The following is a 26,101-nucleotide window of genomic DNA, read 5'->3' on the forward strand; positions in this document are numbered from 1 at the left end:
GCGTTCTGTGACCAAGTCACCAAACGGAAAATATGTTGCCGACGGCAGATACAGCTGCGCGGTAGGTCTAGACCAACCGTGCCAACCCATCTACATCACGCACGATAATCCGTCCGCGCCTAACCTCGATGAGCCCGTCCTGCGCAAGACGGCTCAGAGCGCGCGTCACCGCTTCGCGCGCAGAGTTGATGTCGCGTGCAAGCTCGTCTTGCGTTACGGCAACTTCTGCTGTGCCCGCAACTCGGCAATGCTCGAGCACGTAGCTGGCGACGCGCTGATCGAGACGCTTAAAGAGCATCTGCTGCAGCACGCATACCACCTGGGAGTAGCGCTTCACCTCAACCTGGAGCATAAAGGCCTTAACGTAGACATTATCGCGGGCGAGCTGGACGCACACGCTCGCAGGCACCACCAAAAGCGATGACCTGCGTGCTGCAACCACCATGGTGTCAAATGAAATCTGCTCGATAACGCACGAGGCCGTGGTGACACAGCACTCTCCGCAGCCAACCCTAAACAGCGTGACCTCCTTGCCTTCCTCGGAAAGCAGGCTCACGCGAATGTCACCTTCGATAATAAAGATAATGCCGGTGCAAGAATTTCCGCTGCTACCGATTATCTGCCCGGCATCAAAGGATCGCAGCGACGAGCGCTCTGCCACGAGCGTCTGCTCATCGGATGTAAGTTGTCCCCAAAACGGCAACCGCTCGACCATGCTGCCGACCATAGCCGCCCCCTTTCGACGTATACCCATGATGCTACTCCGAAGCAGAAAAAAGAGTCGCTGTTTCCAGCGACTCCCCTTCAGTTGCCTGTCCCACGAATCTACTGTTCGCTCTTCGCGAGTGCTTGATCGATCAGTTTATTGAGCGCCTCGCGCTGCTCAGCGGAGTTGATGCCGCCCATGATCGGCTCTCCCACAATGTTACCGTTCTGGTCGATCACGTACGTGGTCGGGAACGAGTACAGGTTGGAGGTGAACTTGCCGGCCTCGCTATCCGACTTGAACCAGATGTTCTTGTACGTCACGCCCTTCTTGGAAAGTACGTCCTTGGCGTCTGCCACCTCGTCTTTGTTGCCATCGAGCGTAAAGGAATTAACGCCCACGACCTGGCCGCCCTTCTCGGCAAGCTCCTTGTTGAGCTTCTCCAGATCGCCCAGCTCTCCCACGCACGGCTTGCAGGTGGTAAACCAGAAGTTCATGACGGTGACCTTGTTCTTGGAGAACAGCTCGTCGCTGTTTACATCGTTGCCGTCCAAGTCCTTGCCCTTAAAGCTGGGGAACTTCGTCTCCCCGCTCTCGCCGTTGGTCATGCCTGCGGTCGAGGCATCGACGCTCTCTCCCTCGCCGGGCGTGCTGCCACATCCGGGAAACTCCTTCTCCAGCGCCATGAGCTTATCCTCGATCTCCTTGACCTGCTGCGCGCCGGCCTTAAGCGTCTTGAGCTCGTCAGCCGTAAACTGATCCTTGGCGCCCTCGATGGTATCAAGCAAAAAGTCGCCGTAGTTCTTGCCGTCCTCAATCATGGGAGTGTCTTTGTTGGCCGCAAGAAACACCTTTTCCCATAGGGCGTTATCGCTCGCAAAGATCTCGTTTTCCTTTTGCAGCAGCTGCTGGTACAGCTCGGCCGCCTCCTCGGCGCTCGACGGCTTTTGTGCCACAAGCTCGGCGATTTGCGTATCGCCGCTCGTGGCATCCTTTGCGTCGCCCTTGGGGGCAGAGCACGCTGCGAGAGTCAGCGCCAGCACGGGCAGCATCAACAAGGCCGCAATTTTTGACAGTTTCATGGTTCCTCCGTTTATATCGAAGCTTATATAGATACCTATTTGTTTTCGCAGGCTTGCGCGGGCTGCGCGGGTTTGTCGCCCGTCACACCCAGCCCGTAGCGAAAGCTAATGGCATCGACGGGGCATGCGCCCACGCATTTGCCGCAACGAATGCACTCGGCATGGTTGGGCGTACGCGTAACGTCCACGTCCATCTGACACACTTTGGCGCACTTACCGCACGAGACGCATTTGCACTGGTCAACCTGAATCCCCAGCAACGACACCTTGTTCATGAGTGCATAAAACGCACCGAGGGGGCAAATCCATTTACAGAAGGGGCGGTAGAACAGCACGCTCAGCACCGCAACCACAATGAGGATCGCGAGCTTCCAGGTAAAGAGCTTTCCCAGCGCGGAGCGGATTCCCACGTTCATGATGGACAGCGGAATCGCGCCCTCGAGCACACCCTGCGGGCAGATGTACTTGCAAAAGAACGGGTCGCCCATGCCCACATCGTTGACTACCAGAACGGGCAGTAGCACCACGGCAAACAGCAGCACGGCGTACTTGATGTACGTGAGCGGCTTGAGCTTTTTCGTCGAGAGCTTTTTGCCGGGAATCTTATGCAGAAGCTCTTGCAGCCATCCAAACGGGCATAAAAAGCCGCATACAAAACGTCCCAGCAGCACGCCGATCAGGATGAGTGTTCCGGTGACGTAATACGAAAAGCTGAACTTAGACGAGCCCACCACCGACTGAAACGACCCGATGGGGCACGCACCTGAGGCCGCCGGACACGAGTAGCAGTTGAGCCCCGGCACGCAGACGGCTTTGCCCGCCCCCTGGTAGATGCCTCCCTTGGCAAAATTAGGCAGGTGAATGTTGGTCGCAAGCGTTGCCGCCGCCTGAATCAATCCGCGAAATCTCGCCAAAAGATGCGATACGGTATTTTTTCTTTTAACCAATTCCGATACACTCCAAGCACAGCCTGATTGCCTTGGCCAGCACGGCATCTGCCTCGCCGCGCATAATGCCAAAGCCAACCATGGCTACCCCAACGATCAGCAAAGCCACCTGCGCCACAGGCTTAATCGCTTTGAACAATCTGACCACTCCTTTCGTTTCGCGACCCATTGGACCATACCGACTATAAAATCCGTGTTAAGCGCGAATGACTATGCAAGGAGAACGTTATGCGCATCTTGGTCGTCGAGGACGAGCGGGCGCTGTGCGATGCAATCGCACGCAGCCTGCGCAACTTGGCCTATAGCGTCGACTGCTGCTACGACGGGCAGCAGGCCCTCGATCTGCTCGATATCGAGACCTTCGATCTTGTCGTGCTCGACCTTAATCTCCCCCACGTCGACGGCATGACCGTACTCAGGCAGCTCAGAATTACCGATTGTGAGACCAAGGTGCTCGTGCTGTCGGCACGCGGCGAGGTCTCCGACAAGGTAGCGGGGCTCGATGCGGGCGCCAACGACTACCTCACCAAGCCGTTCCACCTTGACGAGCTGGCGGCACGTATCCGCAGCCTCACGCTCAGGCGCTTTACGCAAAGCGATGTTGTCCTGACCTGCGGATCGCTGAGCTTTGACACCAAGGCGCGCGTCGCCTCCGTGGGCGACGAGGCCCTATCCCTCACACGCAAGGAGACCGGCATCTTGGAGTACCTGATGCTTAACCAGGGACGACCGGTGAGCCAGGAAGAGCTTATCGAGCATGTATGGGACAGCAGTGTCAACAGCTTTAGCAACGCGACCCGCGTGCACATCTCGTCACTGCGCAAAAAGCTGCGCGGCGCGTTGGGGCACGACCCCATCCGTAACCGAATCGGCGAGGGCTACGTTATGGAGGACGGCGAATGAAGCGACTGTCCCTGCAATGGCGCATCACGTTGATGACAGCTCTGCTGATATGTTTGACCTGCGTACTTATTAATTGCCTGGTTGGCTACTCCGGCATGCGCTACATGGACTCAATCGGTACTGAAATGTCGGAGCATAGCAAGGCGGAGGCGGCCTCGCCCAACTCGTTCGACCCGACGAGCAAGGAGCTCGACGACGATCTGACCATCGTCGTGAGCGACGCCCAAGAATCGTTTGGTGCGACGAGCTGGTACATAACCGCAGCGGTGACGCTACTCGGTGGCGTGCTGGCCTACTTTGTGAGCGGGCATGCGTTGCAGCCGCTGCGTACCTTTGCAGCGCAAGTCGAGAGCGTGCGGCCCGACAACCTCGCCGACACAAAGATCAGCGAAGATGTGCCCTCTGAGCTTAGGCGTTGCAGCGCGTCGTTTAACGACATGATTGCCCGCCTTGACGAAGGTTTTTCTGCACAAAAACAGTTTACGGGCAATGCGGCGCACGAGCTGCGCACGCCGCTTGCGCTCATGCAAGCTCAGGTTGAGCTGTTTTGCGCCGAGCACCCCGACGCCGATGCAGATACAGCGCGTCTGCTCGGGCTGCTGCAAGAGCAGACCGAGCGAATGACGCACATGACAAAGACCCTGCTCGAGATGAGCGAGTTGCGCAGCGTCCCCTGCAACGATGCGATTGACCTGGCGCCGATGATCGAAGAAGTGCTCACCGACCTGGCGCCCCTTGCCGAGCAAAAGGGCATCGCGCTCGCAAGCGAGGGCGACGCGCAAACGACCGGCAGCGACACGCTGATCTATCGGCTGCTGTTCAACTTGGCCGAAAACGCCATTCGCTACAGCACGCCCAACTCGACCGTGCGAATCAGCGCCCGCGTCGAGGGCGACCGTGTACTGCTACGGGTGCACGACCAGGGACAAGGCATTCCCGAGCAATACCAGACGAGCATCTTTCAGCCCTTCTTTCGCGTCGATAAATCGCGCAGCAGGGCATATGGCGGCGTGGGGCTGGGGCTTGCGCTGGTCTGGGAGATCGCCGCACTCCACGGCGGTTCCATCGAGGTCGAAGAGAGCTCAGAGAGGGGAACGACTATGCTCGTGACTCTTCCCGCGCATAACATCGAAGATGCGACAAAGGAACTGCCCCTTTGTCACATCTGTTAGTTCGCAGGATACGTGAGGCCCAAGATGCACGAAATTGGGCGAAGTGCCAGCAAAAAGCCCCCGCTTCCAAGCGGAAACGGGGGCTAGGTGAGTTAGCTTACTCCCACTCCACCGTGCCAACCGGCTTCGGCGTGAGGTCGTAGCACACGCGGCAGATACGGGGAACCTCGGCGGTGACGCGAGCGGTGATGCGCTTGAGCAACGCCCAGTCGAGCTCAGGCACCTCGGCGGTCATAACATCGACGGTGTTGATGCAGCGAATGATGCAGGGCCAATCGTAGGCGCGCTTGCCCTCGCGCACGCCGGTGGCGCGGAAGTCGGGCACGACGGCAAAATACTGCCAGATGGTCAGACCCGCCTTGTCGATCTCCTCGCGCACGATCGCGTCGGCTTCGCGCAGCGCCTCAAGACGGTCGCGGGTGATGGCACCAAGGCAGCGGACGCCCAGGCCGGGACCGGGGAACGGCTGGCGCTCGACCATGTTCTCGGGCAGGCCGAGCTCGCGACCGACCACGCGGACCTCGTCCTTGTACAGCAGTTTGACGGGCTCGCAGAGCTCAAACTGTAGGTCCTCGGGCAGACCGCCCACGTTGTGGTGAGCCTTCACGCCGTCTTGGGACTCAAGAATGTCGGGATAGATGGTGCCCTGGGCGAGGAAACTGACCTCGTCGCCAACCTTGCGGGCCTCCTCCTCGAACACGCGAATGAACTCGGCGCCGATAATCTTGCGCTTTGCCTCGGGCTCCTCGACGTCCACGAGCTTATCCAGGAAGCGATCAGTAGCGTCGACATAGACCAGGTTCGCATCCATCTGGTTCTTGAAGACGTCGACGACCTGCTCGCTCTCGCCCTTGCGCATGAGTCCATGGTTCACATGCACGCAGATAAGCTGCTTGCCGATGGCCTTGATCAGCAGTGCCGCGACAACGGAGCTGTCAACGCCGCCGGAAAGGGCCAGCAGGACTTTCTTGTCGCCGATCTGCTCGCGGATTGCAGCGATCTGCTCTTCGATGAACGCCTGGGCAAGTTCGGGAGTGGTGATTCGCACCATGTCGTCGGGACGCTTGTTGGGATCCATGCAGAGCTCCTTTTCGGTTCGATGGGAGTGCGTTGCATGTATGCAAACGCACCGTCATATGACCTCATTATATGCAGAGCAAGGTCCGTTTCCCATCGCTGCGTCAGAGCTTTTTGCAGGGGTGGCAGTTTTTCTATATTCCAAGGTCAGCTAGGCTTCGGTAGCCACCTTGGAAGCATCGCCAATAGACTCTTCCTTTATGCGTTCAGCATAATCGTAGGCGATACCCACAAATTCCAGTCCCGAGCAACAGGAGTACAATTGCTGCTAGTGTTGCCACCTGATGGGAGATGAAAGATGGACTGCGATGGCTACCCGCGCATCCCCATGCCGTTGATGTGCACTGCCTTTGTGCCGGGGCAGATTGACGCTGCGGTTGCAGGCATTTCCGACCCCGATTCACACACCATCGCCTCGGCAGAAGCGCTGTACTTTCGCGGACAGGCCACACTCGCCGCCGAGACAGCACGCCCCTATCTTGACGCCACCGACCCCGCACTGCGCTATTCCGCATGCCTTATCTGCGGATATGCCAGTCTGTCGCTCAACCGTATCGCCGATGCCCGCCGTTGCCTTGCGGGCATCCTCGATATACCAACTGACGAGGAACCGTCCGCCGTCCACGCCACGCATATCCTGTTCGCCTCCGCCGCGAGCGTCCTGCTGCACTTGCCTTCCCCGTATTCTGCCGAAGAGTTTTATCCGCTTGCGGCACATCTGCCCGAAGGCCTGCGCCTGTTCGCCAGCTACGTGATGGCGCATGCCCTGTACCTGCGCGGCGAATATGGCCGCAGTCTAGGCATGGCGGAAAACGCTCTGATCATGAAACAGGGAAGTTATCCCATCTCGGAGCTGTTCCTGCACCTGTCGGCTTCCATGGCCTGCATGAGTCTCAAAGACGTCGACGCCGCAAAGGCACACTTCGGAGCCGCTTGGGACATTGCGCGTCCCGACGGCCTTCTCGAGCTCATTGGCGAGCACCACGGCCTTTTGCAGGGACTCATCGAGGCGTGCCTAAAAACGCAATACCCTGACGACTTCGCGCGCATCATCGAGATCACGTACCGCTTCAGCTACGGCTGGCGGCGCATCCACAACCCCGATTCGGGCGAGGACGTGGCAGACGATCTAACGACCACGGAATTCACCATGGCCATGCTCGCCTGTCGTGGGTGGACCAACGCCGAAATCGCTCGTCATATGGGTGTGTCGCCGGGCACCGTTAAAAACCGCCTATCAGGAGTGTATGCCAAGCTTGGTATCGGAACTCGCGCCGAGCTGGTTGCCCACATGTTGCGCTAGCGGCCAGACTGCCCGGCGTATCGAAAGCGCTTCGGGCGCCTGGCGCTTTCGCGCGCTCAATTTGGACACTTTGACCCTTGAACGGCACTACCGCCACGGGGCACCTTCTTGCAAAGACAGCAACGCTCCCCTTACGGCAGCCGCTGTAGCACTCGAAAAAAACACCGCCAATGAGGTCAATTCGGATAGGCCTCGCTAGCTCCTACTTACTTTTGTGAGAGACGCCGACTCGGCTCATCGATCATCAAAATGGGCTGGCTCTGAATACCCAGAGCCAGCCCATTGCGCATTAAATGTCGTCTGAGGAGTCGAGTTCTGCCTCGAGCTTGGTACGGCGTCTTTTCGCCGTGAAAAACGTTGCGCACAGGACAGCAAACGTGGCCGCGAAAATCGTCGCACCGCAGAACACGCCCGTGGCCAGGTTCGCCAACCAAAAGACGCTTTCGAGCGGTACGATCTGCGCCTCAGCGACACAGCGCATTGCGGCAATAACAAGCGCGAACGCGGTGCCGCTAAGACCGCTGACAAGCAGGAAATATCCAACAGGAAGATGCTCGGTTTGCCCAAAACGATTGGTATCGACATAGCCCTTCCGCGTTTGCAGTCCTGCACAAATCAACATCACGAGAACGAGCCACAAATACATGGCTGCCTCGAACGGCGTTGCAAAGCCATGCGACATTTCACTGGCGTCGCTGTGAACCCACGCAACCTGTCGAGCTATAAACTGGTAGAAAAAGATCATCAACATGCCAAACGAAAGCAGCACGAAACCAATCTTGTAGATCTTCGCGTTCTCAGCCTCCAGGCGTTCATCCTTTGGGCCGGCATATTCACGCCACTTTTGCACGATTTTCAGATCTTCGTATTTCATAGTGAACTCCTAAAGAGTATTAGGGTCGGCGTCGGTTTCGTCTTCCCAAAACAGATCGTTCAACGTAACGCGTAGCGCTTTACAGATTGCCACGCACAAATTGAGCGTGGGGTTGTAGCCGCCCGCCTCGATAAGGCCGATTGTTTGGCGCGTAACGCCCACGGCCCGGGCCAAGTCAGCTTGCGAAAGGCCAGCCGCCGCGCGTGCCGCCTTCATGCGTAGGTTCTTTTTGCCCGGCATGGAACTCCTTTCGTAGTAATGGACAAATATCCGTTGCATCATGCCAGAAATATATTGCATCGACTAATTGATGTCAACTATATCTGTCATCGGTATACGGATATAGCAGTTTCGATTCGTCATTCCATCTTACTCGGGCGGAACCGACTCGGTTTTGTCCGAGTAAGATTGGGCATCCGCGAACTCATCGAATTTCTGAATCGTGTCACCCATAATCGTTCGATTTTGTTTAGTAAAACTAGGTCCCTATTAAATAAAATTCGTTTGTATCCAAATTTGTTTAACAATGCCGCGCTAACACTAAACACTATACCCGTTAATTCGAACGATTGTTCGATGGATTTCGTGTTGGTTGGAATCGCCCATGGCCTGGGCTATGCTACCTTGACTATCTATATGACTTAAACGCAGCAAAGGAGCACCGAGAGAGCGAGTATGGCAAAAAACACCGCAAACTATGGTAACGACAGTATCCGCCAGCTCAAGGACGAGGAGCGCGTACGCCTGCGCCCCGCCGTCATCTTTGGCTCGGACGGGCTCGACGGCTGCGCGCATGCCGCCTTCGAGATCCTGTCCAACGCCGTTGACGAGGCGCGCCAGGGCTACGGCAAGCTCATCACCCTTACCGCCTTTCGCGATGGCTCTATCCAGGTAGAGGACAATGGCCGTGGCTGCCCGCTCGACTGGAACCCTTCCGAGAAGCGCTTTAACTGGGAGCTCGTCTTCTGCGAGCTCTACGCCGGCGGCAAGTATAACAACAACCAAGGCGGCGACTACGACTTCTCGCTCGGCACCAACGGCCTGGGCTCCTGCGCGACTCAGTACGCTTCCGAGTACATGGACGTCACCGTTTGGCGTGACGGCAACAAGTACTCCCTGCACTTTAAGAAGGGCAAGGTCGTCGGCGCCAAAAAGAAGGCGCTCGAGATTGAGCCCAGCGACGAGAACCGCACCGGCACCACTATCAAGTGGCGCCCCGATCTTGAGGTCTTTACCTCCATCAGCATCCCCCACGATTGGTATCGCGAGACCATGCGCCGTCAGGCCGTGGTCAACGCCAACGTGACCTTCCGTCTGCGCATCGAAGGCGACGATGGAGAGTTTTCCGAAGAGGATTTTTGCTATCCCAAAGGCATCGAGGACTACGTGCTCGAGAAGGTCGGTACCGACTACCTTACCGAGCCTTTCTTTATCGAAGCTGACCGTCGCGGTCGCGATCGCGAGGACCTGCCCGATTACAACGTAAAAATCACTGCGTGCATGTGCTTCTCGCGCACCTTCATGATGCAGGAGTACTACCACAACTCATCGTGGCTCGAGAACGGCGGCTCGCCCGAGAAGGCTGCCCGCAACGCCCTCACCAGCGCCATCGATGCCTACATCAAGCAACAGGGCAAGTACAACAAAAACGAGAGCGGCATTAAGTGGCAAGACGTCCAGGACTGTCTGGTACTGGTGACCAACTGCTTCTCCACCCAGACGTCCTACGAAAACCAGACCAAGAAAGCCATCAATAACCGCTTTATCCAGCAGGCTATGACGGCCTTCTTTAAGGAGCGCCTCTCGACCTACCTGATCGAGAACAAAGACGCCGCCAACAAGATCATGGAGCAGGTGCTCATCAACAAGCGCTCGCGCGAGAATGCCGAGAAGACGCGTCAGAGCATCAAGACCAACCTGCAGCAGAAGACCGACATGGCCAACCGCGTGCAGAAGTTCATCGACTGCCGCTCCAAGGACAAGAGCCGCCGCGAGATCTACATCGTAGAGGGCGACTCGGCAGCAGGCGCCATTCGCACCTCGCGCGATGCCGAGTTCCAGGGCGTTATGCCCGTCCGTGGTAAGATCCTCAACTGCCTGAAGGAGGACTATCCGCGCATCTTTAAGTCCGACATCATCATGGACCTTATGCGCGTGCTGGGCTGCGGTGTGGAGATCAAGGACAAGCGCATCAAGAACCTTGGTGCCTTTGACCTGGACAACCTCAACTGGAACAAGGTCATCATCTGTACGGACGCCGACGTCGACGGCTATCACATCCGCACGCTCGTGCTCACCATGCTCTACCGCCTGGTACCCACGCTTATCGACGAGGGCTACGTGTATATCGCCGAGTCGCCGCTCTACGAGATCAACTGCAAAGAGAAGACCTACTTTGCCTACACCGAGCTCGAGAAAAACGGCATCCTCAAAGAGATCGGCGACCAGAAATGCTCGATCAACCGCTCCAAGGGTCTTGGTGAGAACGACCCGGACATGATGTGGCTCACTACCATGAACCCCGAGACGCGCCGCCTGATCAAGGTGGAGCCCGAGGACGTCACCAAGATGGAAACCATGTTCAACCTTTTGCTGGGCAACGACGAGGCAGGCCGCAAGCGCCATATCTCCGAGCACGGCAAGGAATACCTGGACCAGCTGGACCTGCAATAGCAGCAAATCGATAACGACGGCCCATAAGAAGTTCAAGAGGAAATCGTGGCAAAGAAGAAGACGAAGAACCAGCCAAAGAAAAAGCAGGTCAACGCCGAGAACGTCATCGGCCTGCACTCCGAGGTCACCGACCAGCCGATCACGCAGACGCTCGAGGTCAACTACATGCCCTACGCCATGAGCGTCAACGTCTCGCGTGCGTTCCCCGAGATCGACGGCTTTAAGCCCTCGCACCGCAAGTTGCTCTACACCATGTACAAGATGGGCTTGCTCAAGGGCGAGCGCCAGAAGAGTGCCAACATCGTGGGCCAGACCATGAAGCTCAACCCGCACGGCGATGCCGCCATCTACGAAACGATGGTGCGCCTGGCCACCGGCAACGAGGCGCTGCTTGCCCCCTTCGTGGAGTCGAAGGGCAACTTTGGCAAGTACTATTCGGGCGACCTGAGCTACGCCGCTTCGCGTTACACCGAGGCCAAGCTCTCCCCCATCAGTGCCGAGATCTTCAAGGACATCGACAAGGACCCGGTCGACTTCGTCGACAGCTACGACGGCGCCATGAAGGAGCCGCGCCTGCTGCCCACCACGTTCCCCAACATCCTCGTCTCGGCCAACAAGGGCATCGGCGTCGCCATGGCGTCCGACATCTGCGGTTTCAACCTCAACGAGGTCTGTACCGCCACAATGCATTACCTGCAGGATCCCGACTGCGACCTGCTCGAGTACATGCCCATGCCCGACTTCTCGACCGGCGGCGAAATTATCTACCGCCGCGAGGAGATGGAAAAGATAATCGAGACCGGCCTTGGCAGCTTCCAGATCCGCTCCCGCTGGCGCTGGATTCCCGAAGAGCGCATCATCGAGGTCTACGAGATCCCCTACACCACCAAAACCGATGTCATCATCGAGCGCATCGTCAAGCTCTCCAAGGAGGGCAAGGTCAAAGAGATCGCCGACATCCGTGACGAGACCGACCTTTCGGGCCTGCGTATCGCCATCGACCTTAAGCGCGGCGTCGACCCCGACAAGCTCATGGCCAAGCTCTATCGCTCGACCACGCTGCAGGATTCGTTCTCGTGCAACTTCAATGTGCTGGTCGATGGTTACCCTCGCGTTATGGGTGTGCGCCAGATCCTGCACGAGTGGGTCAAGTGGCGTATTGAGTCCACGCGTCGCCGCATTAACTTTGACCTGGGCAAAAAGTCCGAGCGTCTGCACCTGCTGCACGGCCTCGAGGCAATTCTGCTCGACATCGACAAGGCGATCGCCATCATCCGCGGCACCAAGCTCGAGGCCGAGGTCGTGCCCAACCTTATGAAGGGTTTCGACATCGACGAGACCCAGGCCGAGTTTGTTGCCGAGCTCAAGCTCCGCAACATCAACGAGGAGTACATCCTCAACCGCACCAAGGACATTGCCAAGCTTGAGGGCGAGATTGCCGAGCTTGAGGAGATCCTCTCCAGCGAGGAGAACATCAAGAAAGTCATCAGCGACGAGCTGGCAGCGGTCAACAAGAAGTACGTGATGCCGCGCCGCACGGGCAGGATCGAGCCCCATGAGGTTATCGAGGTGAGCCTGGAGCCCGAGGTCGAGGAGTACCCGGTCACCATCATGCTCTCGCGCGATGGCTATCTTAAGAAGATGACGGACCGCGTGCTCAAGAAGGCGACCACGCTCAAGTACAAGGACGGCGACAAACCCTTTATCGAGTTCCCGTCCTCCAACACCCACGAGCTGCTGGTCTTTACCAATAAGAGCCAGGTGTACAAGTGCAAGGTTGCGGCGTTTGAGGACACCAAGTCGGCCCAGCTGGGCTCGTACCTGCCGACCGATCTTGAGATGGAACCCGACGAGAGCGTCATCTGGGTCATCGACCCCGAGGATTACAAGGCCGATGTGCTGTTCGTCTTTGAGAACGGCCGCGTGGTGCGCGTCGCACTTTCCGGATACGTCACCAAGACCAACCGCAAGCGCCTCAAGAACGCCATCTACGGCGGCAGCAAGCTGCTGTATGCGCAGGTGCTCAAGGAAGACCGCGACCTCGCGCTGGTCTCGAGCGACTACCGCCTGATGAACTTCAACACGTCGCTGCTCAAGACCAAGACGACCACCAACACGCAGGGCGTCCAGGCTTTCACGGCCAAGAAAGGCCGCTCGGTCACCACCGTCGGCACGACCGAGGAGATTCTTGGCGCCGGTGTCTCGGCCGAGAAGTTCACCGCACAGAGCCTACCTTCCGCCGGTGCCCTCATGAAGGAAAACGACATGCCGAGCCTGTTTGACTAAAACAACGGCGACCAAACCGTCATGGTTGTACAAAGCAGCGGGGCCCGGAGCGCAGCAACATCGCACTCCGGGCCCCATGCATTACAGCAGCATCATCCCTATAGACAAAATGCCGCATAAAGTGGAACAGACATCAGCCCATCATTCATTCCGAAGGGCTTAGTCGATAGCCTGATTCGGCGCACGCCCGGATGGGTCTTTTTAAGTGAGGACAGGCTTCGAGATCTTGTGTTCTCTCCCGCCTTGACTTCAATCGCAGACAAGCATCCCTGCTTTTCTACTACAAAGTCGATTTCCGCGCGATTATCTCGCGTCCAATAATGCAGCGGATAGCCCATGGCTGAAAGCTGTTGGGCAACGTAGTTTTCGGTAAGTGCACCCATGAATGTGCCGCCGATACCGGCAAGAATATCGGCGCGTTGAGCACCGGCCTTGGAGACGAGCAGCCCTGTATCCGCCTGATAGATTTTAAAAGCAGAAGGGTTAACGAAGGCCTCTAAAGGGCTTTCGATCTGCCCGACTAGGCTGCAGCGCGCCACCGTACCCGACAATACAAGCCAATCGAGAGCATCTCCAAAGAGAGACGCATTGCCCCCCGCTCGCACTACCTTGTATTGAAATTTACGATTCTCTTTGGCAAGCTGCTGTGGAATGGAATCGAAGCACGCACGCGTCTTTGCGCTCAAGCGTTCATCAGCATATTTATTGGTGTCGGCGGAATATCCGTCGAGAATAATCCGATGCTTTTCGGCCACATCAATGATTGACTGATCATCGATGTACGTTTGGACCGCCTCGGGCATTCCGCCAACAACAAGATACTGTCGATAGAGCCCAAGCGCCTTTTCATGAAGGCTTGGCGCAAGAGGACCCATTATCTCGAATGATGAGCGTATCTCGTCGACCAGCTGATCGTGCCCCATCGCCCAGAGAAACTCCTCGAAATCGAGTGGAGTCATCTCAATCAAGTCGGTCTTTCCGACGGGGAACGAATACGACTGATGGTTAATGGCAACCCCAAGAAGCGACCCGGCAGCCGCAACGTAATACTCGGGAGCATCTTCGCAAAAGTATTTAAGGGAAGTGAGCGCTTCCTCGCATGCCTGGATCTCGTCAATGAACAGTAAGGTTTTGCCAGGCACGATACGCTGTCCCGTACGAGCCTCGATCGCACGTACGATCGAATGAGGATCAAGACCGCCCGAAAAATCCGCTCGCGCCGACCGGTCGTTCTCAAGATTAACGTAGACAACCGATTCGAAAAGATCCTGGGCGTGCGTTCTGAGCAAATAGGTCTTGCCACACTGGCGCACGCCTTTGACCAGCAAAGGTTTTCTATCAGCTCTGTCTCGCCATTCCCTAAGGAGCTCGTCTGCCTTGCGACGCATACGTAACCTTCCCTCATGAACTTCTATTTGACAATATTTTAACGCGGATTAATTTGTTTTCAGTTATTTTTCTGCGTTTAAAAATTGTTCTATACGGCACTTGAGGGAATTCGCCCCTATCTCTCGGTAAGGACAGCAAGCATTTCCACCAACGCTGATTGCCATGCGCTCCTCTTGTCCTTAGGCGAGCTTGCGGGCGAGCTCGCGCACCTCTTCCAACTTGGGCGAGGAGGCCATGCTGTCGCGCTCGGTCATGCCGCTAATGGTGACAATGCCCTGGTCCTCCCACTTGCAGTACGCGCAGGTTGACTTGTACATAGCGATCGCCGCATCATAGACGCCCTCGCTGTGGCTATCGAGTAAAAGGGCCGTCTTGGTGAACGGGAAGCCCGTAGCACCGAAGGCGTACAGGCGGTCGATGACAGCCTTCTCCTGTGCGGTGATATCAAACCAGTAGATAGGCGAAGCGAAGACGACCATGTCGGCGTCTTTCAGCGACTCAATCACGTTGGCCATGTCATCCTTCTGCACGCAGACGCCCTCATGGGCGAAGCAGTACTGGCATCCCAAGCAGCCGGCGATCTTCTTGCTGGCAACGCGGACGACCTCGACCGTATTGCCGCCCTCACGCGCGGTCTCGGCAAACGCCTCGACCATGGTATCGGTATTGGCGCCCTTACGCGGGCTGCCGCTCAATACAACGATATTCATAGGATTCCCTCTCCTTCATACTGCAGGCGCGCAGCATTTTTTCTTGTAACCAAAACAAATGGGGTTAATCAATCGCCAGCAGGCCATATCTCTTGCTCAAGTTCCCTAAAGAAGCTCAAGGCGATTGCGATTGCCTTATACAACATCGAAAACCAAAGAGGGGCCATAGCAACGTCGCCTGCCTGAAATGGCACGCTGTCAAGATCAACTACGGGGATCGTGGCGAGCCGATACCGCCCGCATGCCTCCTTCGGAATAGGCACTGAGCAGCTCCTGGGCGTGAGCGAACTCGGGTCCCCGCCTCCAACCAAGTAGGCGGTTGACCGCGAGATTTCCCTGGACGTTGTGGACGAAGAGCAGATAGGCGTCCTCGCGCGAAAGCCCAGTCTCCTCCATGATCGAGGGAACCATCTGCTCGGCGCCGCGCTCGACGACGCGCTGTGCCACCCGGGCGTACGCGTCGTCATCCGAGTAGAGCAGATAATAGTCATCGTTTGCCGGCGGACGCTGGCAGAGGGCACCCGCCTCCGTTCCCTCGAGCGGCGGCACCGCCGCCAAGGCCTCGTCGATAAGCGCGTCGAGCAGGGCGAACTTGTCCTCGTAGTGCAGATAGAACGTGCCACGGTTGATATCGGCGCGGCGGCAGATGTCCGCCACCGTCATCTTCGCGAAGCCGACCTCGGCCAGCAGCTCGAAGAACGCCTCCCGTATGACCGAGAGCGTATAGCGCCGGCGACGGTCGATTTTCCCTGTATCCATGGCTCCTCCGTTCGATCTGCCCAACAATACCCAGCAGCTGCTCGTTTATCGACAGCATCTCGGAGCTGTTCATTGCTCTTGCGTAAATCGACATCGATACTGCTTATAGACACCTGTTCATTATAGCTGAAAGAGGGTATCGAATGACTCCGTACGAGCAGCTCGTTATCGAGCTCACCAACCGATCGTTTTCCCATCAAGCAGCCTATCGAAACGGCGGCACGCCCTATGATCTGAGCGATTGCGAACCCGTCTCCTACGGGCAGCAAATCGAAACGTTTGCCCGCATGATCGAGGAAGCCGATTGCGTGCTGGTGGGCGGGGCCTCCGGGCTCTCCGCGGCGGGCGGCGGCGACTTCTACTACGAGGACAACGCGACCTATCGCAGGCATTTCGGCAAATTCGCCGAGCGCTACGGTTTCAGGGGCGCTTTCGAGGGGTCGTTCTACCGCTGGCCCACCGCCGAGGCGCGCTGGGGATACCTCGCCACCTTCCTCGACACCACGCTCAACGCCCCGCTGCGCAAGCCCTACAAGGACCTCGACGCCATTCTCGCCGAGAAGGATTTCTTCGTGCTCACCACCAACCAGGACACGCAGTTCGTGAAGCTCTACCCCTGGGAGAAGGTGGCGGAGATCCAAGGCGACCACCGCTTCTTCCAGTGCTCCCGTTGCTGCACCGACGAGGTGTGGGACGCGGTCGAGCCGGTCTCCCGCATGGTAGAGGCCATGGGAGACGGCCTGGAGGTTCCGGCAGAGCTCGTGCCGCGCTGCCCGCACTGCGGGGCAGAGGCGTTCCCCTGGGTTCGCGGCTACGGCAACTTCCTGCAGGGCGAGCTCTACGAGGAGCAGTACCGCAAGGTGTCCGACTGGCTCGATGCGCACGCGCGGCAGAGGATCCTTTTCCTCGAGCTGGGCGTGGGCCGCATGACGCCCGCGTTTATCCAAGAGCCGTTCTGGGCCCTCACGGCGCAGTTGCCGCAGGCTGGCTACATCGCCGTGAACGACAAGACGCAGTTTCTCCCCCGCGCGATCGATGATCGGGGCCTCGCCGTTCGCGCCGACATCGCCGACGTGCTCGCCGACGTGCGCAAGACGCTGGGGAGGTAGCGCATGGAGACGGCGAAAGCAGTTCGCATAGGCAGGGCGCTTTCCGAGGCGGATCTTGTCATCATCGGCGCCAGCAACGGGCTCGACATGGCGGAGGGGCTCAACCTCTTCTGCGCCGATGCCCATTTCCGGGAGGCGTACGGGGACCTCGCCCAGGCAGACGGCATCGGCTGCATACTGCAGGGGCTCGCCTCCCCGGATGCCAGCGTGCGACGCCGATGGGCCGAGCGGTTTCATCAAAAGGAATATCTCGAATATGAGCCCAGCCCGCTCATGAACGGGCTGCGGCGTCTTACGGAGCACGCCGACACCTTCGTGGTCACATGCAACATCGACGGGCACTTCGCGCGCGCCGGGTTCGACGAGGAGCGCGTGCTCGAGACGGAGGGGAGCACGCGCACGTCGATCGACGAGCGGCGTCTCGCCCATCCAGACGCCCTCGCCACGGCCCAGCTCGAGGAGCTCGAGCGCCTTGTGCAAGCCCATCGCAACGGCAGGGTCGCCATCCTCGAACTTGGCGTGGGACTGCGCAACGGCGTCATAAAGCACGTGCTCGCTCAGATTGCAAACACCTGCGAGCACGCCACCTACATCGTGTTCAACTACAGCCAGGCCATGGCGCCCGACGCTTCGTACGAGACCATTCTCGTTGACGGCGATATGGCTCCGGCTTTCGAGGAGATTATCCGATGCCGCCCCTAGAAAGAGAAGCCACGAGGCTTCGAAGCCTTATCGACGATGCCGACGCCATCATCGTCGGCATCGGATCGGGCATGTCGAGCGCCGCCGGGTTCAACCATTACAACCGCGCAGGCATGGCGCGCGCCGGAATGGAGGACTGGCAGCGAGCATTTGGCTTCAAGAGCCTTTTCGACGGCTTCTACCACCTCTACCCCAGCCTCGAGCAGCAATGGGCCTACTACGCGCGATACATCGATTTCATGCTGCGCGAGCCGGCCTCACGGCCCTATCTCGACCTGCGGTCTCTCATCGGCCATAAGGACTACTTCATCCTGAGCACCAATGTGGACACCCAGGTCGAGAAGGCGTTTCCCGCCGAGAGGATCTGCAACTATCAGGGAAGCTTCGCGCACCTTCAATGCAAGCAGCCATGCTGCGACGAGCTCTTCGATTCGAGTCCCTACGTCGAGCGCATGCTCGCGGGCATGGCGGGGTTCGAGGTCCGCAGCGAGGATATCCCCCGGTGCCCGCACTGCGGCTGGCAGCTTGTGCCGTGGGTGCGCGACGACACGTTTCTGCAGGGTGCGGCTTGGCGCGAGGGCCTCGAGCGATACGAGCGCTTCGTGCGCGAGCGTGGTAACGGCCGCGTGCTGTTGCTGGAGCTCGGCGTGGGCGAGATGACCCCCGGCATTATCACGCTCCCGTTCTGGAGCATGACCGCGAAGCTGCCGGATGCGCACCTGTTGAGCGTCAACATCTCGGGCGGCTCCGCTCCGCTGCAGCTCGGGAGCAGGGCGGAGGCGATCCAGGCCGATTTGGGCGCACTGCTCTCGGCGGCGCGGACGGGCGGCGAGTAGCGCGGAGCGGTAGACGCGCAATGAGGTTTTAGCCGCAGCCTCCGGACGAGAGGGCTCGGAGGCTGGTATTCCTGAATCGCAGGTCACGATGGGTTATCGGAATCGCGAAGAGCGGATACCGCCAGTAAGCCCCCTTCGGAATAGGCGTTGAGCAGCTCCTGGGCATGGGCGAACTCGGGGCCTCGTCTCCAGCCGAGCAGGCGGTTGACGGCCAGATTGCCCTGGACGTTGTGGACGAAGAGCAGGAAGGCGTCTTCGCGTGAAAGCCCTGTTTTCTCCATGACCCAGGGAACCATCTGCTCCGCTCCGCGTTCTATGACGCGCTGGGCTACGCGAGCGTATGCGTCGCTGTCCGAGTAAAGCAGGCGATAATCGTCGTCTGCCGGCGGACGCTGGCAAAGCGTTGCCGATTCAACCCCCTCAAGCGGGGGAGCCGCTGCCAATGCCTCGTCGATAAGCGCATCGAGCAGCGCGTACTTATCCTCGCAATGCAGATAGAACGTTCCCCGGTTGATCTCGGCGCGGCGGCAGATGTCCGCCACCGTCATCTTCGCGAAGCCGACCTCGGCCAGCAGCGCGAAGAACGCCTCCTGTATGACCGAGAGGGTGTAGCGCCGCCGGCGGTCGATCTTGGTTTCTCCCATCGCCTCTCCAATCTGAGTCGTTTGACAATGTCCAGTAGCTGTTCGTTTATCGACAGGTGCACGCGTTTGTTCATTGCCCCTGCGAAAATCAACAAGGATACTGTTTATAGACACCTGTTTATAATAGCTGAAAGGGAGCACGGATGACCCTGTACGAGAAGCTCGGCATCGGGCTTGTCAGCCGATCGTTTTCCCATCGGGCCGTCTATCGAAACGGCGGCACGTCATACGATTTGAGCGATTGCGAGTCTGCTGCTTGCAAGCAAGGTATCGAGGCTTTTGCCCGCAAGGTGGGGGAGGCTGATTGCGTGTTTACGGGAGAGGCAGGTAGGCAGGCGTTATGAGCATCTGCATCAAAAATCAGATTCAGAATATGAATATCGTCATCGGCTGCACGGTGGGGTGTCCATATTGCTATGCCCGTAACAATGTGAAACGTTGGCATATGATTGACGACTTCGCTGATCCTGCGTTCTTCCCGAGCAAGCTCAAGATGATGAAAAAGAAACGCCCGCAGAACTTTCTCCTTACCGGCATGAGCGATCTCTCCGGGTGGAAGCTGGAATGGCGAGACGAGGTATTTGCAAAGATTCATGAGAATCCACAGCATCAGTTCCTGTTCCTGACCAAGAGACCCGATTTGCTGGATTTAGATACCGACCTGGAAAACGCATGGTTCGGCGTTACGGTGACGAGGAAAGCGGAGCTGTGGCGTATCGACGCCCTTCGGAAAAACGTCAAAGCAAATCACTTCTTCGTTACTTTTGAGCCGCTATTCGACGATCCCGGTACGGTCGACCTTTCCGGAATCAACTGGATCGTCGTCGGTACCATGACCGGGGCGCAGAGCAGGAAGGTTCATACGGAACCGGAGTGGGCATGGTCTTTGACGGACCAGGCGCACGCGCTTGGCATTCCAATGTTTATGAAGGAAGACCTCGTCTCTGTCATAGGGGACGAAAACATGATTCAGGAATTGCCGGAAGAATTCGAAAGAGTGCTGGAGGTGCAGAGAACATGGCGGAAGTGATCGATGGAATCCTCATCAATGAGGTGGAAGCAAAGAACATCATGACCAAGTCCAGCCTGCCGGTAGGCGGCTACTCGGTCAATCCCTATGTAGGCTGCACGCATGCCTGCAAGTATTGCTATGCCTCCTTTATGAAGCGCTTTGCCGGACACAAGGAGGAATGGGGCACCTTTCTTGATGTGAAGCATTGGCCGGAAATCAAGAATCCGAAGAAATACGCTGGACAGCGGGTAGTTATCGGTTCTGTGACGGATGGCTACAATCCACAGGAGGAGCGATTCGGGAATACCAGGAAGCTCCTGGAGCAGCTGATTGGCAGCGATGCAGATATTCTGATCTGCACAAAGTCCGATCTTGTGGTACGGGATATCGATCTGCTGAAGAGGCTTGGACGAGTGACCGTTTCATGGTCGATCAACACGCTGGATGAGAACTTCAAGAACGATATGGACTCCGCGTCGAGCATCGAGCGTCGTATCGCTGCTATGAAGCAGGTGTATGACGAAGGTATCCGTACGGTCTGCTTCGTGTCCCCGGTATTTCCCGGCATCACGGATTTTGAGATGATTTTTGAGCGAGTAAAGGATCAGTGCGATTTGTTTTGGCTCGAAAATCTCAATCTTCGGGGTGGTTTCAAAAAAGCGATCCTGGATTATATCGCCGAGAAACATCCCGATCTCGTACCGCTTTACGATGAGATCTATAACAAGCGCAACCGTAGCTATTTTGAAGCGCTTGAAGTAAAAGCCGAGGAAATGGCCAAGAAGTACGATTGCCCCTTTGTGGACAACGAAATGCCTTATGGCAGAGTCCCCCAGGGGCATCCGGTGATCGTGGACTACTTCTATCACGAGGAAGTCCGAGGGTCGGATAATAGCGGAAAAAGAAATCGTTAAACGGAAACCGACGACGATTCGCTCGAGCGATTAGCGTCCACGCGTGGCTTCTGCCGATTGGCGCAACGGGCGACGGATTAAGGGATCGCTCGGGCGGATGATCCCGCTGCAGTACAGGCGGTCGCTCAATTTAGCGGCATGAGCGTTTTCGCACAGAAAACCAGTATCTTGTACCGTGGGTGCGCGACGACACGTTTCTGCAGGGTGCGACATGGCGCGAGGGCCTCGGACGATACGAGCGCTTCGTGCGCGGGCGCGGCGATTGCCGCGTGCTGCTGCTGGAGCTCGGCGTGGGCGAGATGACCCCTGGCATCATCACGCTCCCGTTCTGGAGCATGGCCGCGAAGCTGCCGGATGCGCATCTGTTGAGCGTGAACATCTCGGGCGGCTCGGTCCCGCTGCAGCTCGGGAGCAGGGCGGAGGCGATCCAGGCCGATTTGGGCGCACTGCTCTCGGCGGCGCGGACGGCGAAGGTATTTAAGCCTCCTTGTTAGTCGCTTTGAGATATTCCTCGTCGTTCACAGGCTCCAACCACTCGCTGGAGGTCTCCTCGCCCGGAACCTCCAGCGCGAGATGGGAGAACCAGCCGTCGGGCGCGACTCCGTGCCAATGCTTCACCCCCGGGGCGATGTTGACCACATCGCCCGGGCGCAGCTCCTGTGCCGGCTTTCCCCATTCCTGGTAAAACCCTCGACCAGTCACAGCATGCCGGCAGCGAGGTCAATGCGAATTCACGCGTGCTACAATGCGGGCACCAGAGATGAAAACACAGTCCCCGTCGGGTAGTCGTGGGCGTGCGGGAGTCCGCATCAGTAACCTGCCTCCTTGGTTGTCCCTTCTCTGCATGGTCATCTACATAAAGGAGGAACCAACCATGCAGATCAGCGTGTCGTCCACCCTGGCCGTATATCACGACGGCCAATTCTGGGTCGGGCTGGCGGAGCATGTCGAGGACGGAAGGTACGGCGTCGCCCGCATCGTCTTCGGCGCGGAGCCGTCCGATGAGGAGATTCTGCAATTCGTTGCCGGCAAATGGGAGAAGCTCTCGTTCTTCGATGGCAAACCGGCTGAGGCAAGCAAGCCCGCGAAGAACCCCAAGCGGCGCGCTCGCGAGGCGGCGAAAGCCCTCAAGCAGCCAGCGATGAGCACCAAGGCGCAGCAGGCTCTCGCGGCACAGCGGGAAGCGATGAAGCGGGAGTCGGCTCAAGCAAGAAGCCAGCGTCGCGCGGATGAGGCGGAGGCGCGCTTCGAGCAGCGAAAGCTGAAGCGCAAGCAGAAGCATCGTGGGCATTGATCGCCATTTGCAGCAAGGCAAACCATATACAGCAGCGGTGCCAGTTCCACTTGAAGCCGACGCCGCGTAGACGCTGATGGTGACGGCCATGCACGGGCACGGGCGCGCCACTGCACTTCACAGCTTGTTTCTCAAGTATTTGGGACGCACACGCGGCGTTCAAAAATGCGGAGCGACTCCGCATGGCTCGAGACTGAGCCGAGGTGCCCTACTTCTCGCCCTCCAGCAGCCCCACGATGCGGTCGATGTCGACGGCAAAGCGAGGCCTTCCCTCGCGCTCGTAGCGGTCGAGGTACGCCTGACACTCGGAGACAATGCGCTTGGTGTTGCCGTCGATGATGCGCTGGGGCGTCTCGTAGTAGGCCGAACCCTCGGTCCTAAAGCGACGCTGCCCCTACAGGTGAGCGATACTCTACGCCTTGCGGCACCCCGTCGCCCACGGAGGTTAAACGTGCACGTAAGCCGTACTCTGAAAGCCGCGGCTTCCGGCAAGTAGTTTTTACCACGAAAACTCGCCTTAGATGCGCGTAGCTCTCAAAATAACACTCGCCGAGCCGTTGCTTAACCGCCGACCTCGCTTGATGCAGAGGGCATTGGGGCAACGATAATGCGGATGAGTGTCGAGGATTCAAGTGGGCCTCGTGCCGTCCTTTCTGCGTTCATGTGCCCGTCTTCATTGCCTGAACTAAATTCCCCAAATAGAGCGTTATGGAGCGCATCGCGACGTTGCATGAAGAAGCCCCAGATAGCCAACTCTACCTGGGGCTTCATTGCTATTCACTACCTTTTGTGACGTGCCGTATTAGACCCTCGGCTACTCCCACTCGATGGTCGCGGGCGGCTTGGACGTAATGTCGTAGCACACGCGGTTGGCGCCGGGGACCTCGGCAACGATGCGGCCCGAGATGCGGGCCAGGACGTCGTAGGGCAGCTTGGCCCAGTCGGCGGTCATGGCATCGCTGGACTCGACGGCGCGCAGAATAATCGGGCGCTGATAAGTGCGCTCGTCGCCCATAACGCCGACGGACTTAATGTCAGGCAGGACCGCGAAGTACTGCCAGCAGCTGTGCTCGGAGTTGCGCTCGCCGGTCTGCTCAAACAGACGCTGGTTGTAGGCGTCGAGCTCCTCGCGCACGATGGCGTCGGCGTTCTTGAGGATCTCGAGCTTCTCCTTGTCGACCGCACCGATGATGCGGATGGCCAGGCCCGGGCCCGGGAAGGGCTGACGGAACACGATGTGACCCGGCAGGCCGAGCGCCAGACCAAGCGCGCGGACCTCGTCCTTAAAGAAGTGGTCGAGCGGCTCGATCAGGTCGAAGTGCACGCCCTCGGGGAACGGGATCAGGTTGTGGTGGCTCTTGATGGTGGCCGTCTTGCCGCCCGTCTTGCGAGCGCCGGACTCGATGATGTCGGGGTAGATGGTGCCCTGAGCCAGGTACTTGACCGGCTTGCCATCGCACTCGAGCTGCTGGGCGACCGCGAAGAACTCTTTCCAGAACTGCGTACCGATGATGCGGCGCTTCTCCTCGGGCTCGGTCACGCCGGCCAGAAGCTCGGCATAACGGTCCTCGGCGTGGACGTGGATAAAGTCGACATCGAACTGCTTGGTGAAGACCTCCTCCACCTGCTCGGGCTCGCCCTTGCGCAGCAGGCCGTGGTTGATGAACACGCAGGTCATCTGCTTGCCCACGGCGCGGGCGCCCAGCGCAGCCACGACGGAGGAGTCGACGCCACCGGACAAGGCCAGAATCACGCGGTCGTCGCCGACCTTCTCGCGGAACTCGGCCGTCATGGTCTCGACCAGGTTGTCCATGCTCCAGTTGGGCTCCAGGCCGCAGATCTCAAACAGGAAGTTGCTCAGCAGCTGCTGACCGTACTCGGAGTGCTTGACCTCGGGATGGAACTGCGTGGTAAAGATCTTGCGCTCGGGGCACTCCATCGCAGCGACCGGGCACACGTCGGTGCTGGCGGTAACGGTAAAGCCCTCGGGCACCTCGGACACGGCGTCGCGATGGCTCATCCACACGGTCTGCTCCATGGGCGTGGAGTTAAAGAGCTTGGCACCGGCCGTGCGAGTGATGGTGGCGCGGCCGTACTCGCCCACCTCGGAGTGACCGACCTTGCCGCCGAGCGTCACGGCCGTGATCTGATGGCCGTAGCAAAAGCCCAGGACAGGAAGGCCCAGGTCAAAGATGGCGGGGTCGATGGACGGAGCGTCCTCGGCGTACACGGAGGCCGGGCCGCCGGAAAGGATGAGCGCAGAGGCGTTCATCTCGCGAATCTCATCGGCCGATATGTCGCAGGGAACGATCTCGGAATACACGTTGAGGTCGCGGACGCGACGGGCAATGAGCTGACCGTACTGCGCACCAAAGTCGAGTACGAGGACCTTTGCGGAAGCCTTTTGATCCATGGTTTCCCCCTCCTGTTGGCGGGGAGCCGGTGCCCGCCCGCGTGAATGAACGAAAATAACCTCCATAGTGTACACGTTATATGGGGTTTCTCGTCCCTCGCAGCCATCAGCGCACGGCAAACGCACGACCATGGCCCCTATTTGACGGCAATTGAAGTGTTACCAAACATTGCAGATGATGTAATACGTTTGAACATTGGACGCCCTGTGCCACAATACTGCCGAACGACTCCGCCTCTGTGGCGGCAAATACGATAGGAATACCAGCATGAAGCGCATCCTTCTCATCGCCACGGGCGGCACCATCGCATCGACCGAGGACGGCAATGGCCTCTCCCCCGCCCTGACCGGTGAGGAGCTCGCCCAGAGCGTCCCCGAGATCTCGGGCCTCTGCGAGCTCGACGTGGTGCAGCCCATGAACATCGACAGCACCAATATGCGCCCCAGTGACTGGATGCGTATCCGCGACGTCATCGTCGAAGGCTATGCCGACCACGACGGCTTTGTGATCCTGCACGGCACCGACACCATGAGCTACACAGCGGCGGCGCTTTCCTATCTGATTCAGGACAGCCCCAAGCCCATCGTACTCACCGGCTCGCAAAAGCCCATGGGCAACCCCTTTACCGACGCCAAGCTCAACTTGTACCAGAGCCTGCTCTATGCGCTCGACGAGCACTCGCACGACGTCTCGATCGTGTTTGGTGGCGTCGCCATTGCCGGCACGCGTGCCCGCAAGCAGCGCACCATGAGCTTTAACGCGTTCATCAGCGTCAACTATCCGCCCATCGCCTATATCCGCAACGACCGCATCGTGCGCAACGGGCTTCACGGCACGCATCAGGGCGAAAACCCGGTGCGCTTCTACGACAGCATCGACCCGCGCGTATTTGTACTCAAGCTTACGCCCGGCGTAAACCCGGGCATCCTCGACGCCCTTGCCGATAGCTACGACGCCGTGATTCTGGAGACCTTTGGCATTGGCGGTATTCCCGAGTTTGGCGAGTCCGGCGAGTCATTCCAGGAGGCGATTTTCCGCTGGGTCGATTCGGGTCGCACCGTCGTTATGACCACGCAGGTCCCCGAGGAGGGCCTCGATCTGGGCGTTTATGAGGTCGGCCGTGCTTACGCCGATCATCCAGGCATTCTGCGCGGCGACGACATGACCACCGAGACGCTCGTGGCCAAAACCATGTGGGCACTCGGCCAGTCACGTGATGCGACCGAGATTCAGCGCCTGTTCTACAGCCAAGTCAACCACGACCGCATCCCGATGGCGTAATTCAGTTGTCGACG

General features: G+C 58.5%; 26 protein-coding genes. 14 read left to right on the plus strand and 12 right to left on the minus strand.

Annotated elements, in window-relative coordinates; translation table 11 throughout:
• Positions 1-67 precede the first annotated feature (67 nt).
• The 4 genes from DW171_RS04195 to DW171_RS04210 all read right to left on the minus strand — a co-directional run bounded on the left by DW171_RS04195 (position 68) and on the right by DW171_RS04210 (position 2,874).
• Positions 68-727 (minus strand): Crp/Fnr family transcriptional regulator, encoded by a 660-nt coding sequence (locus DW171_RS04195; RefSeq protein WP_158571012.1) that lies wholly within the window; start codon positions 725-727, stop codon positions 68-70.
• A gap of 98 nt (positions 728-825) precedes the next feature.
• The gene (locus DW171_RS04200; RefSeq protein WP_118270512.1) at positions 826-1,788 is read right to left on the minus strand and encodes a redoxin domain-containing protein; all 963 of its coding nucleotides are present in this window, start codon (positions 1,786-1,788) and stop codon (positions 826-828) included.
• Between the two features lie 35 nt (positions 1,789-1,823).
• Complete coding sequence (locus DW171_RS04205; protein ID WP_118065684.1) at positions 1,824-2,783, minus strand: 4Fe-4S binding protein; 960 nt, start codon at positions 2,781-2,783, stop codon at positions 1,824-1,826.
• Entirely contained in the window at positions 2,728-2,874 is a 147-nt protein-coding gene (locus tag DW171_RS04210) for a CD1871A family CXXC motif-containing protein (RefSeq protein ID WP_197032826.1), read from the minus strand. Before DW171_RS04210 ends, DW171_RS04205 begins: the two co-directional genes overlap by 56 nt.
• An 89-nt stretch (positions 2,875-2,963) precedes the next feature.
• Between DW171_RS04210 and DW171_RS04215 the strand changes: the two genes are divergently transcribed.
• Both DW171_RS04215 and DW171_RS04220 read left to right on the plus strand, forming a co-directional pair.
• Positions 2,964-3,638 carry a response regulator transcription factor gene (locus tag DW171_RS04215; protein ID WP_118270513.1) on the plus strand — a complete coding sequence of 225 codons (675 nt, stop codon included), beginning with the start codon at positions 2,964-2,966 and terminating at the stop codon, positions 3,636-3,638.
• Positions 3,635-4,810 carry a cell wall metabolism sensor histidine kinase WalK gene (locus tag DW171_RS04220; RefSeq protein WP_118270514.1) on the plus strand — a complete coding sequence of 392 codons (1,176 nt, stop codon included), beginning with the start codon at positions 3,635-3,637 and terminating at the stop codon, positions 4,808-4,810. Before DW171_RS04215 ends, DW171_RS04220 begins: the two co-directional genes overlap by 4 nt.
• 97 nt (positions 4,811-4,907) lie before the next feature.
• On the opposite strand, the gene guaA (DW171_RS04225) is transcribed toward DW171_RS04220, so the two are convergent.
• Entirely contained in the window at positions 4,908-5,888 is a 981-nt protein-coding gene (gene guaA / locus DW171_RS04225; RefSeq protein WP_117655542.1) for a glutamine-hydrolyzing GMP synthase, read from the minus strand.
• Positions 5,889-6,185: 297 nt separating this feature from the next.
• On the opposite strand from guaA (DW171_RS04225), the gene DW171_RS10230 reads away from it, so the two are divergent.
• The gene (locus tag DW171_RS10230) at positions 6,186-7,190 is read left to right on the plus strand and encodes a helix-turn-helix transcriptional regulator (protein ID WP_199586839.1); all 1,005 of its coding nucleotides are present in this window, start codon (positions 6,186-6,188) and stop codon (positions 7,188-7,190) included.
• Positions 7,191-7,479: 289 nt separating this feature from the next.
• Here DW171_RS10230 and DW171_RS04235 read toward each other — a convergent pair whose 3' ends face one another.
• Positions 7,480-8,064, minus strand: coding sequence for a hypothetical protein (locus tag DW171_RS04235; RefSeq protein ID WP_117843329.1), 585 nt, complete (start codon positions 8,062-8,064; stop codon positions 7,480-7,482).
• A gap of 9 nt (positions 8,065-8,073) precedes the next feature.
• Entirely contained in the window at positions 8,074-8,304 is a 231-nt protein-coding gene (locus DW171_RS04240) for a helix-turn-helix transcriptional regulator (RefSeq protein ID WP_117843330.1), read from the minus strand.
• Positions 8,305-8,739: 435 nt separating this feature from the next.
• On the opposite strand from DW171_RS04240, the gene DW171_RS04245 reads away from it, so the two are divergent.
• Both DW171_RS04245 and DW171_RS04250 read left to right on the plus strand, forming a co-directional pair.
• Positions 8,740-10,737: a type IIA DNA topoisomerase subunit B gene (locus tag DW171_RS04245; protein WP_118270515.1), complete on the plus strand. Its 1,998-nt coding sequence runs from the start codon at positions 8,740-8,742 to the stop codon at positions 10,735-10,737.
• 45 nt (positions 10,738-10,782) lie between these two features.
• Positions 10,783-13,023: a DNA gyrase subunit A gene (locus DW171_RS04250; RefSeq protein ID WP_118065700.1), complete on the plus strand. Its 2,241-nt coding sequence runs from the start codon at positions 10,783-10,785 to the stop codon at positions 13,021-13,023.
• 98 nt (positions 13,024-13,121) lie between these two features.
• Here the strand turns inward: DW171_RS04250 and DW171_RS04255 are convergent, their stop codons facing one another.
• The 3 genes from DW171_RS04255 to DW171_RS04265 form a co-directional block, all read right to left on the minus strand.
• Positions 13,122-14,411, minus strand: a complete 1,290-nt coding sequence (locus DW171_RS04255; RefSeq protein ID WP_118270516.1) for an ATP-binding protein — start codon at positions 14,409-14,411, stop codon at positions 13,122-13,124.
• 180 nt (positions 14,412-14,591) lie between these two features.
• Positions 14,592-15,122 (minus strand): flavodoxin family protein, encoded by a 531-nt coding sequence (locus tag DW171_RS04260; protein WP_118270517.1) that lies wholly within the window; start codon positions 15,120-15,122, stop codon positions 14,592-14,594.
• Between the two features lie 204 nt (positions 15,123-15,326).
• Positions 15,327-15,881, minus strand: coding sequence for a TetR/AcrR family transcriptional regulator (locus DW171_RS04265; RefSeq protein WP_118270518.1), 555 nt, complete (start codon positions 15,879-15,881; stop codon positions 15,327-15,329).
• A 143-nt stretch (positions 15,882-16,024) separates the two neighbouring features.
• Here DW171_RS04265 and DW171_RS04270 point away from each other — a divergent pair, with 143 nt between their 5' ends.
• The 3 genes from DW171_RS04270 to DW171_RS04280 are packed head-to-tail and all read left to right on the plus strand — an operon-like array spanning position 16,025 to position 18,528.
• Positions 16,025-16,990, plus strand: a complete 966-nt coding sequence (locus tag DW171_RS04270; protein WP_118270519.1) for an NAD-dependent protein deacetylase — start codon at positions 16,025-16,027, stop codon at positions 16,988-16,990.
• 3 nt (positions 16,991-16,993) lie between these two features.
• Positions 16,994-17,692, plus strand: coding sequence for a hypothetical protein (locus DW171_RS04275; RefSeq protein WP_118270520.1), 699 nt, complete (start codon positions 16,994-16,996; stop codon positions 17,690-17,692).
• The gene (locus tag DW171_RS04280; protein WP_118270521.1) at positions 17,680-18,528 is read left to right on the plus strand and encodes an NAD-dependent protein deacetylase, SIR2 family; all 849 of its coding nucleotides are present in this window, start codon (positions 17,680-17,682) and stop codon (positions 18,526-18,528) included. Before DW171_RS04275 ends, DW171_RS04280 begins: the two co-directional genes overlap by 13 nt.
• Before the next feature lie 83 nt (positions 18,529-18,611).
• Here the strand turns inward: DW171_RS04280 and DW171_RS04285 are convergent, their stop codons facing one another.
• Entirely contained in the window at positions 18,612-19,172 is a 561-nt protein-coding gene (locus DW171_RS04285) for a TetR/AcrR family transcriptional regulator (RefSeq protein ID WP_117790916.1), read from the minus strand.
• A 143-nt stretch (positions 19,173-19,315) separates the two neighbouring features.
• Here DW171_RS04285 and DW171_RS04290 point away from each other — a divergent pair, with 143 nt between their 5' ends.
• The 5 genes from DW171_RS04290 (at position 19,316) to DW171_RS04315 (ending at position 22,392) form a co-directional block, all read left to right on the plus strand.
• A complete protein-coding gene (locus DW171_RS04290) occupies positions 19,316-19,516 on the plus strand; it encodes a hypothetical protein (protein ID WP_118270522.1) in 201 nt (66 codons plus the stop codon).
• Entirely contained in the window at positions 19,513-20,202 is a 690-nt protein-coding gene (locus DW171_RS04295) for a radical SAM mobile pair protein A (RefSeq protein WP_118270523.1), read from the plus strand. Before DW171_RS04290 ends, DW171_RS04295 begins: the two co-directional genes overlap by 4 nt.
• On the plus strand, positions 20,190-21,098 hold the full coding sequence (locus tag DW171_RS04300; protein ID WP_118270524.1) for a radical SAM mobile pair protein B: 909 nt from the start codon (positions 20,190-20,192) through the stop codon (positions 21,096-21,098). Before DW171_RS04295 ends, DW171_RS04300 begins: the two co-directional genes overlap by 13 nt.
• A 179-nt stretch (positions 21,099-21,277) precedes the next feature.
• Complete coding sequence (locus DW171_RS04305) at positions 21,278-21,592, plus strand: hypothetical protein (protein WP_118270525.1); 315 nt, start codon at positions 21,278-21,280, stop codon at positions 21,590-21,592.
• 380 nt (positions 21,593-21,972) lie between these two features.
• Positions 21,973-22,392: a YjdF family protein gene (locus DW171_RS04315; RefSeq protein ID WP_118270526.1), complete on the plus strand. Its 420-nt coding sequence runs from the start codon at positions 21,973-21,975 to the stop codon at positions 22,390-22,392.
• A gap of 814 nt (positions 22,393-23,206) precedes the next feature.
• Here DW171_RS04315 and guaA (DW171_RS04330) read toward each other — a convergent pair.
• A complete protein-coding gene (guaA, locus tag DW171_RS04330) occupies positions 23,207-24,805 on the minus strand; it encodes a glutamine-hydrolyzing GMP synthase (protein WP_118270529.1) in 1,599 nt (532 codons plus the stop codon).
• Positions 24,806-25,073: 268 nt separating this feature from the next.
• Between guaA (DW171_RS04330) and DW171_RS04335 the strand changes: the two genes are divergently transcribed.
• Positions 25,074-26,087, plus strand: coding sequence for an asparaginase (locus DW171_RS04335; protein ID WP_118270530.1), 1,014 nt, complete (start codon positions 25,074-25,076; stop codon positions 26,085-26,087).
• Positions 26,088-26,101 lie beyond the last annotated feature (14 nt).

The sequence above is a fragment of the Collinsella sp. AM15-2 genome (genome assembly GCF_003471985.1).
In the GTDB taxonomy this organism is placed as follows: Bacteria; Actinomycetota; Coriobacteriia; order Coriobacteriales; family Coriobacteriaceae; genus Collinsella.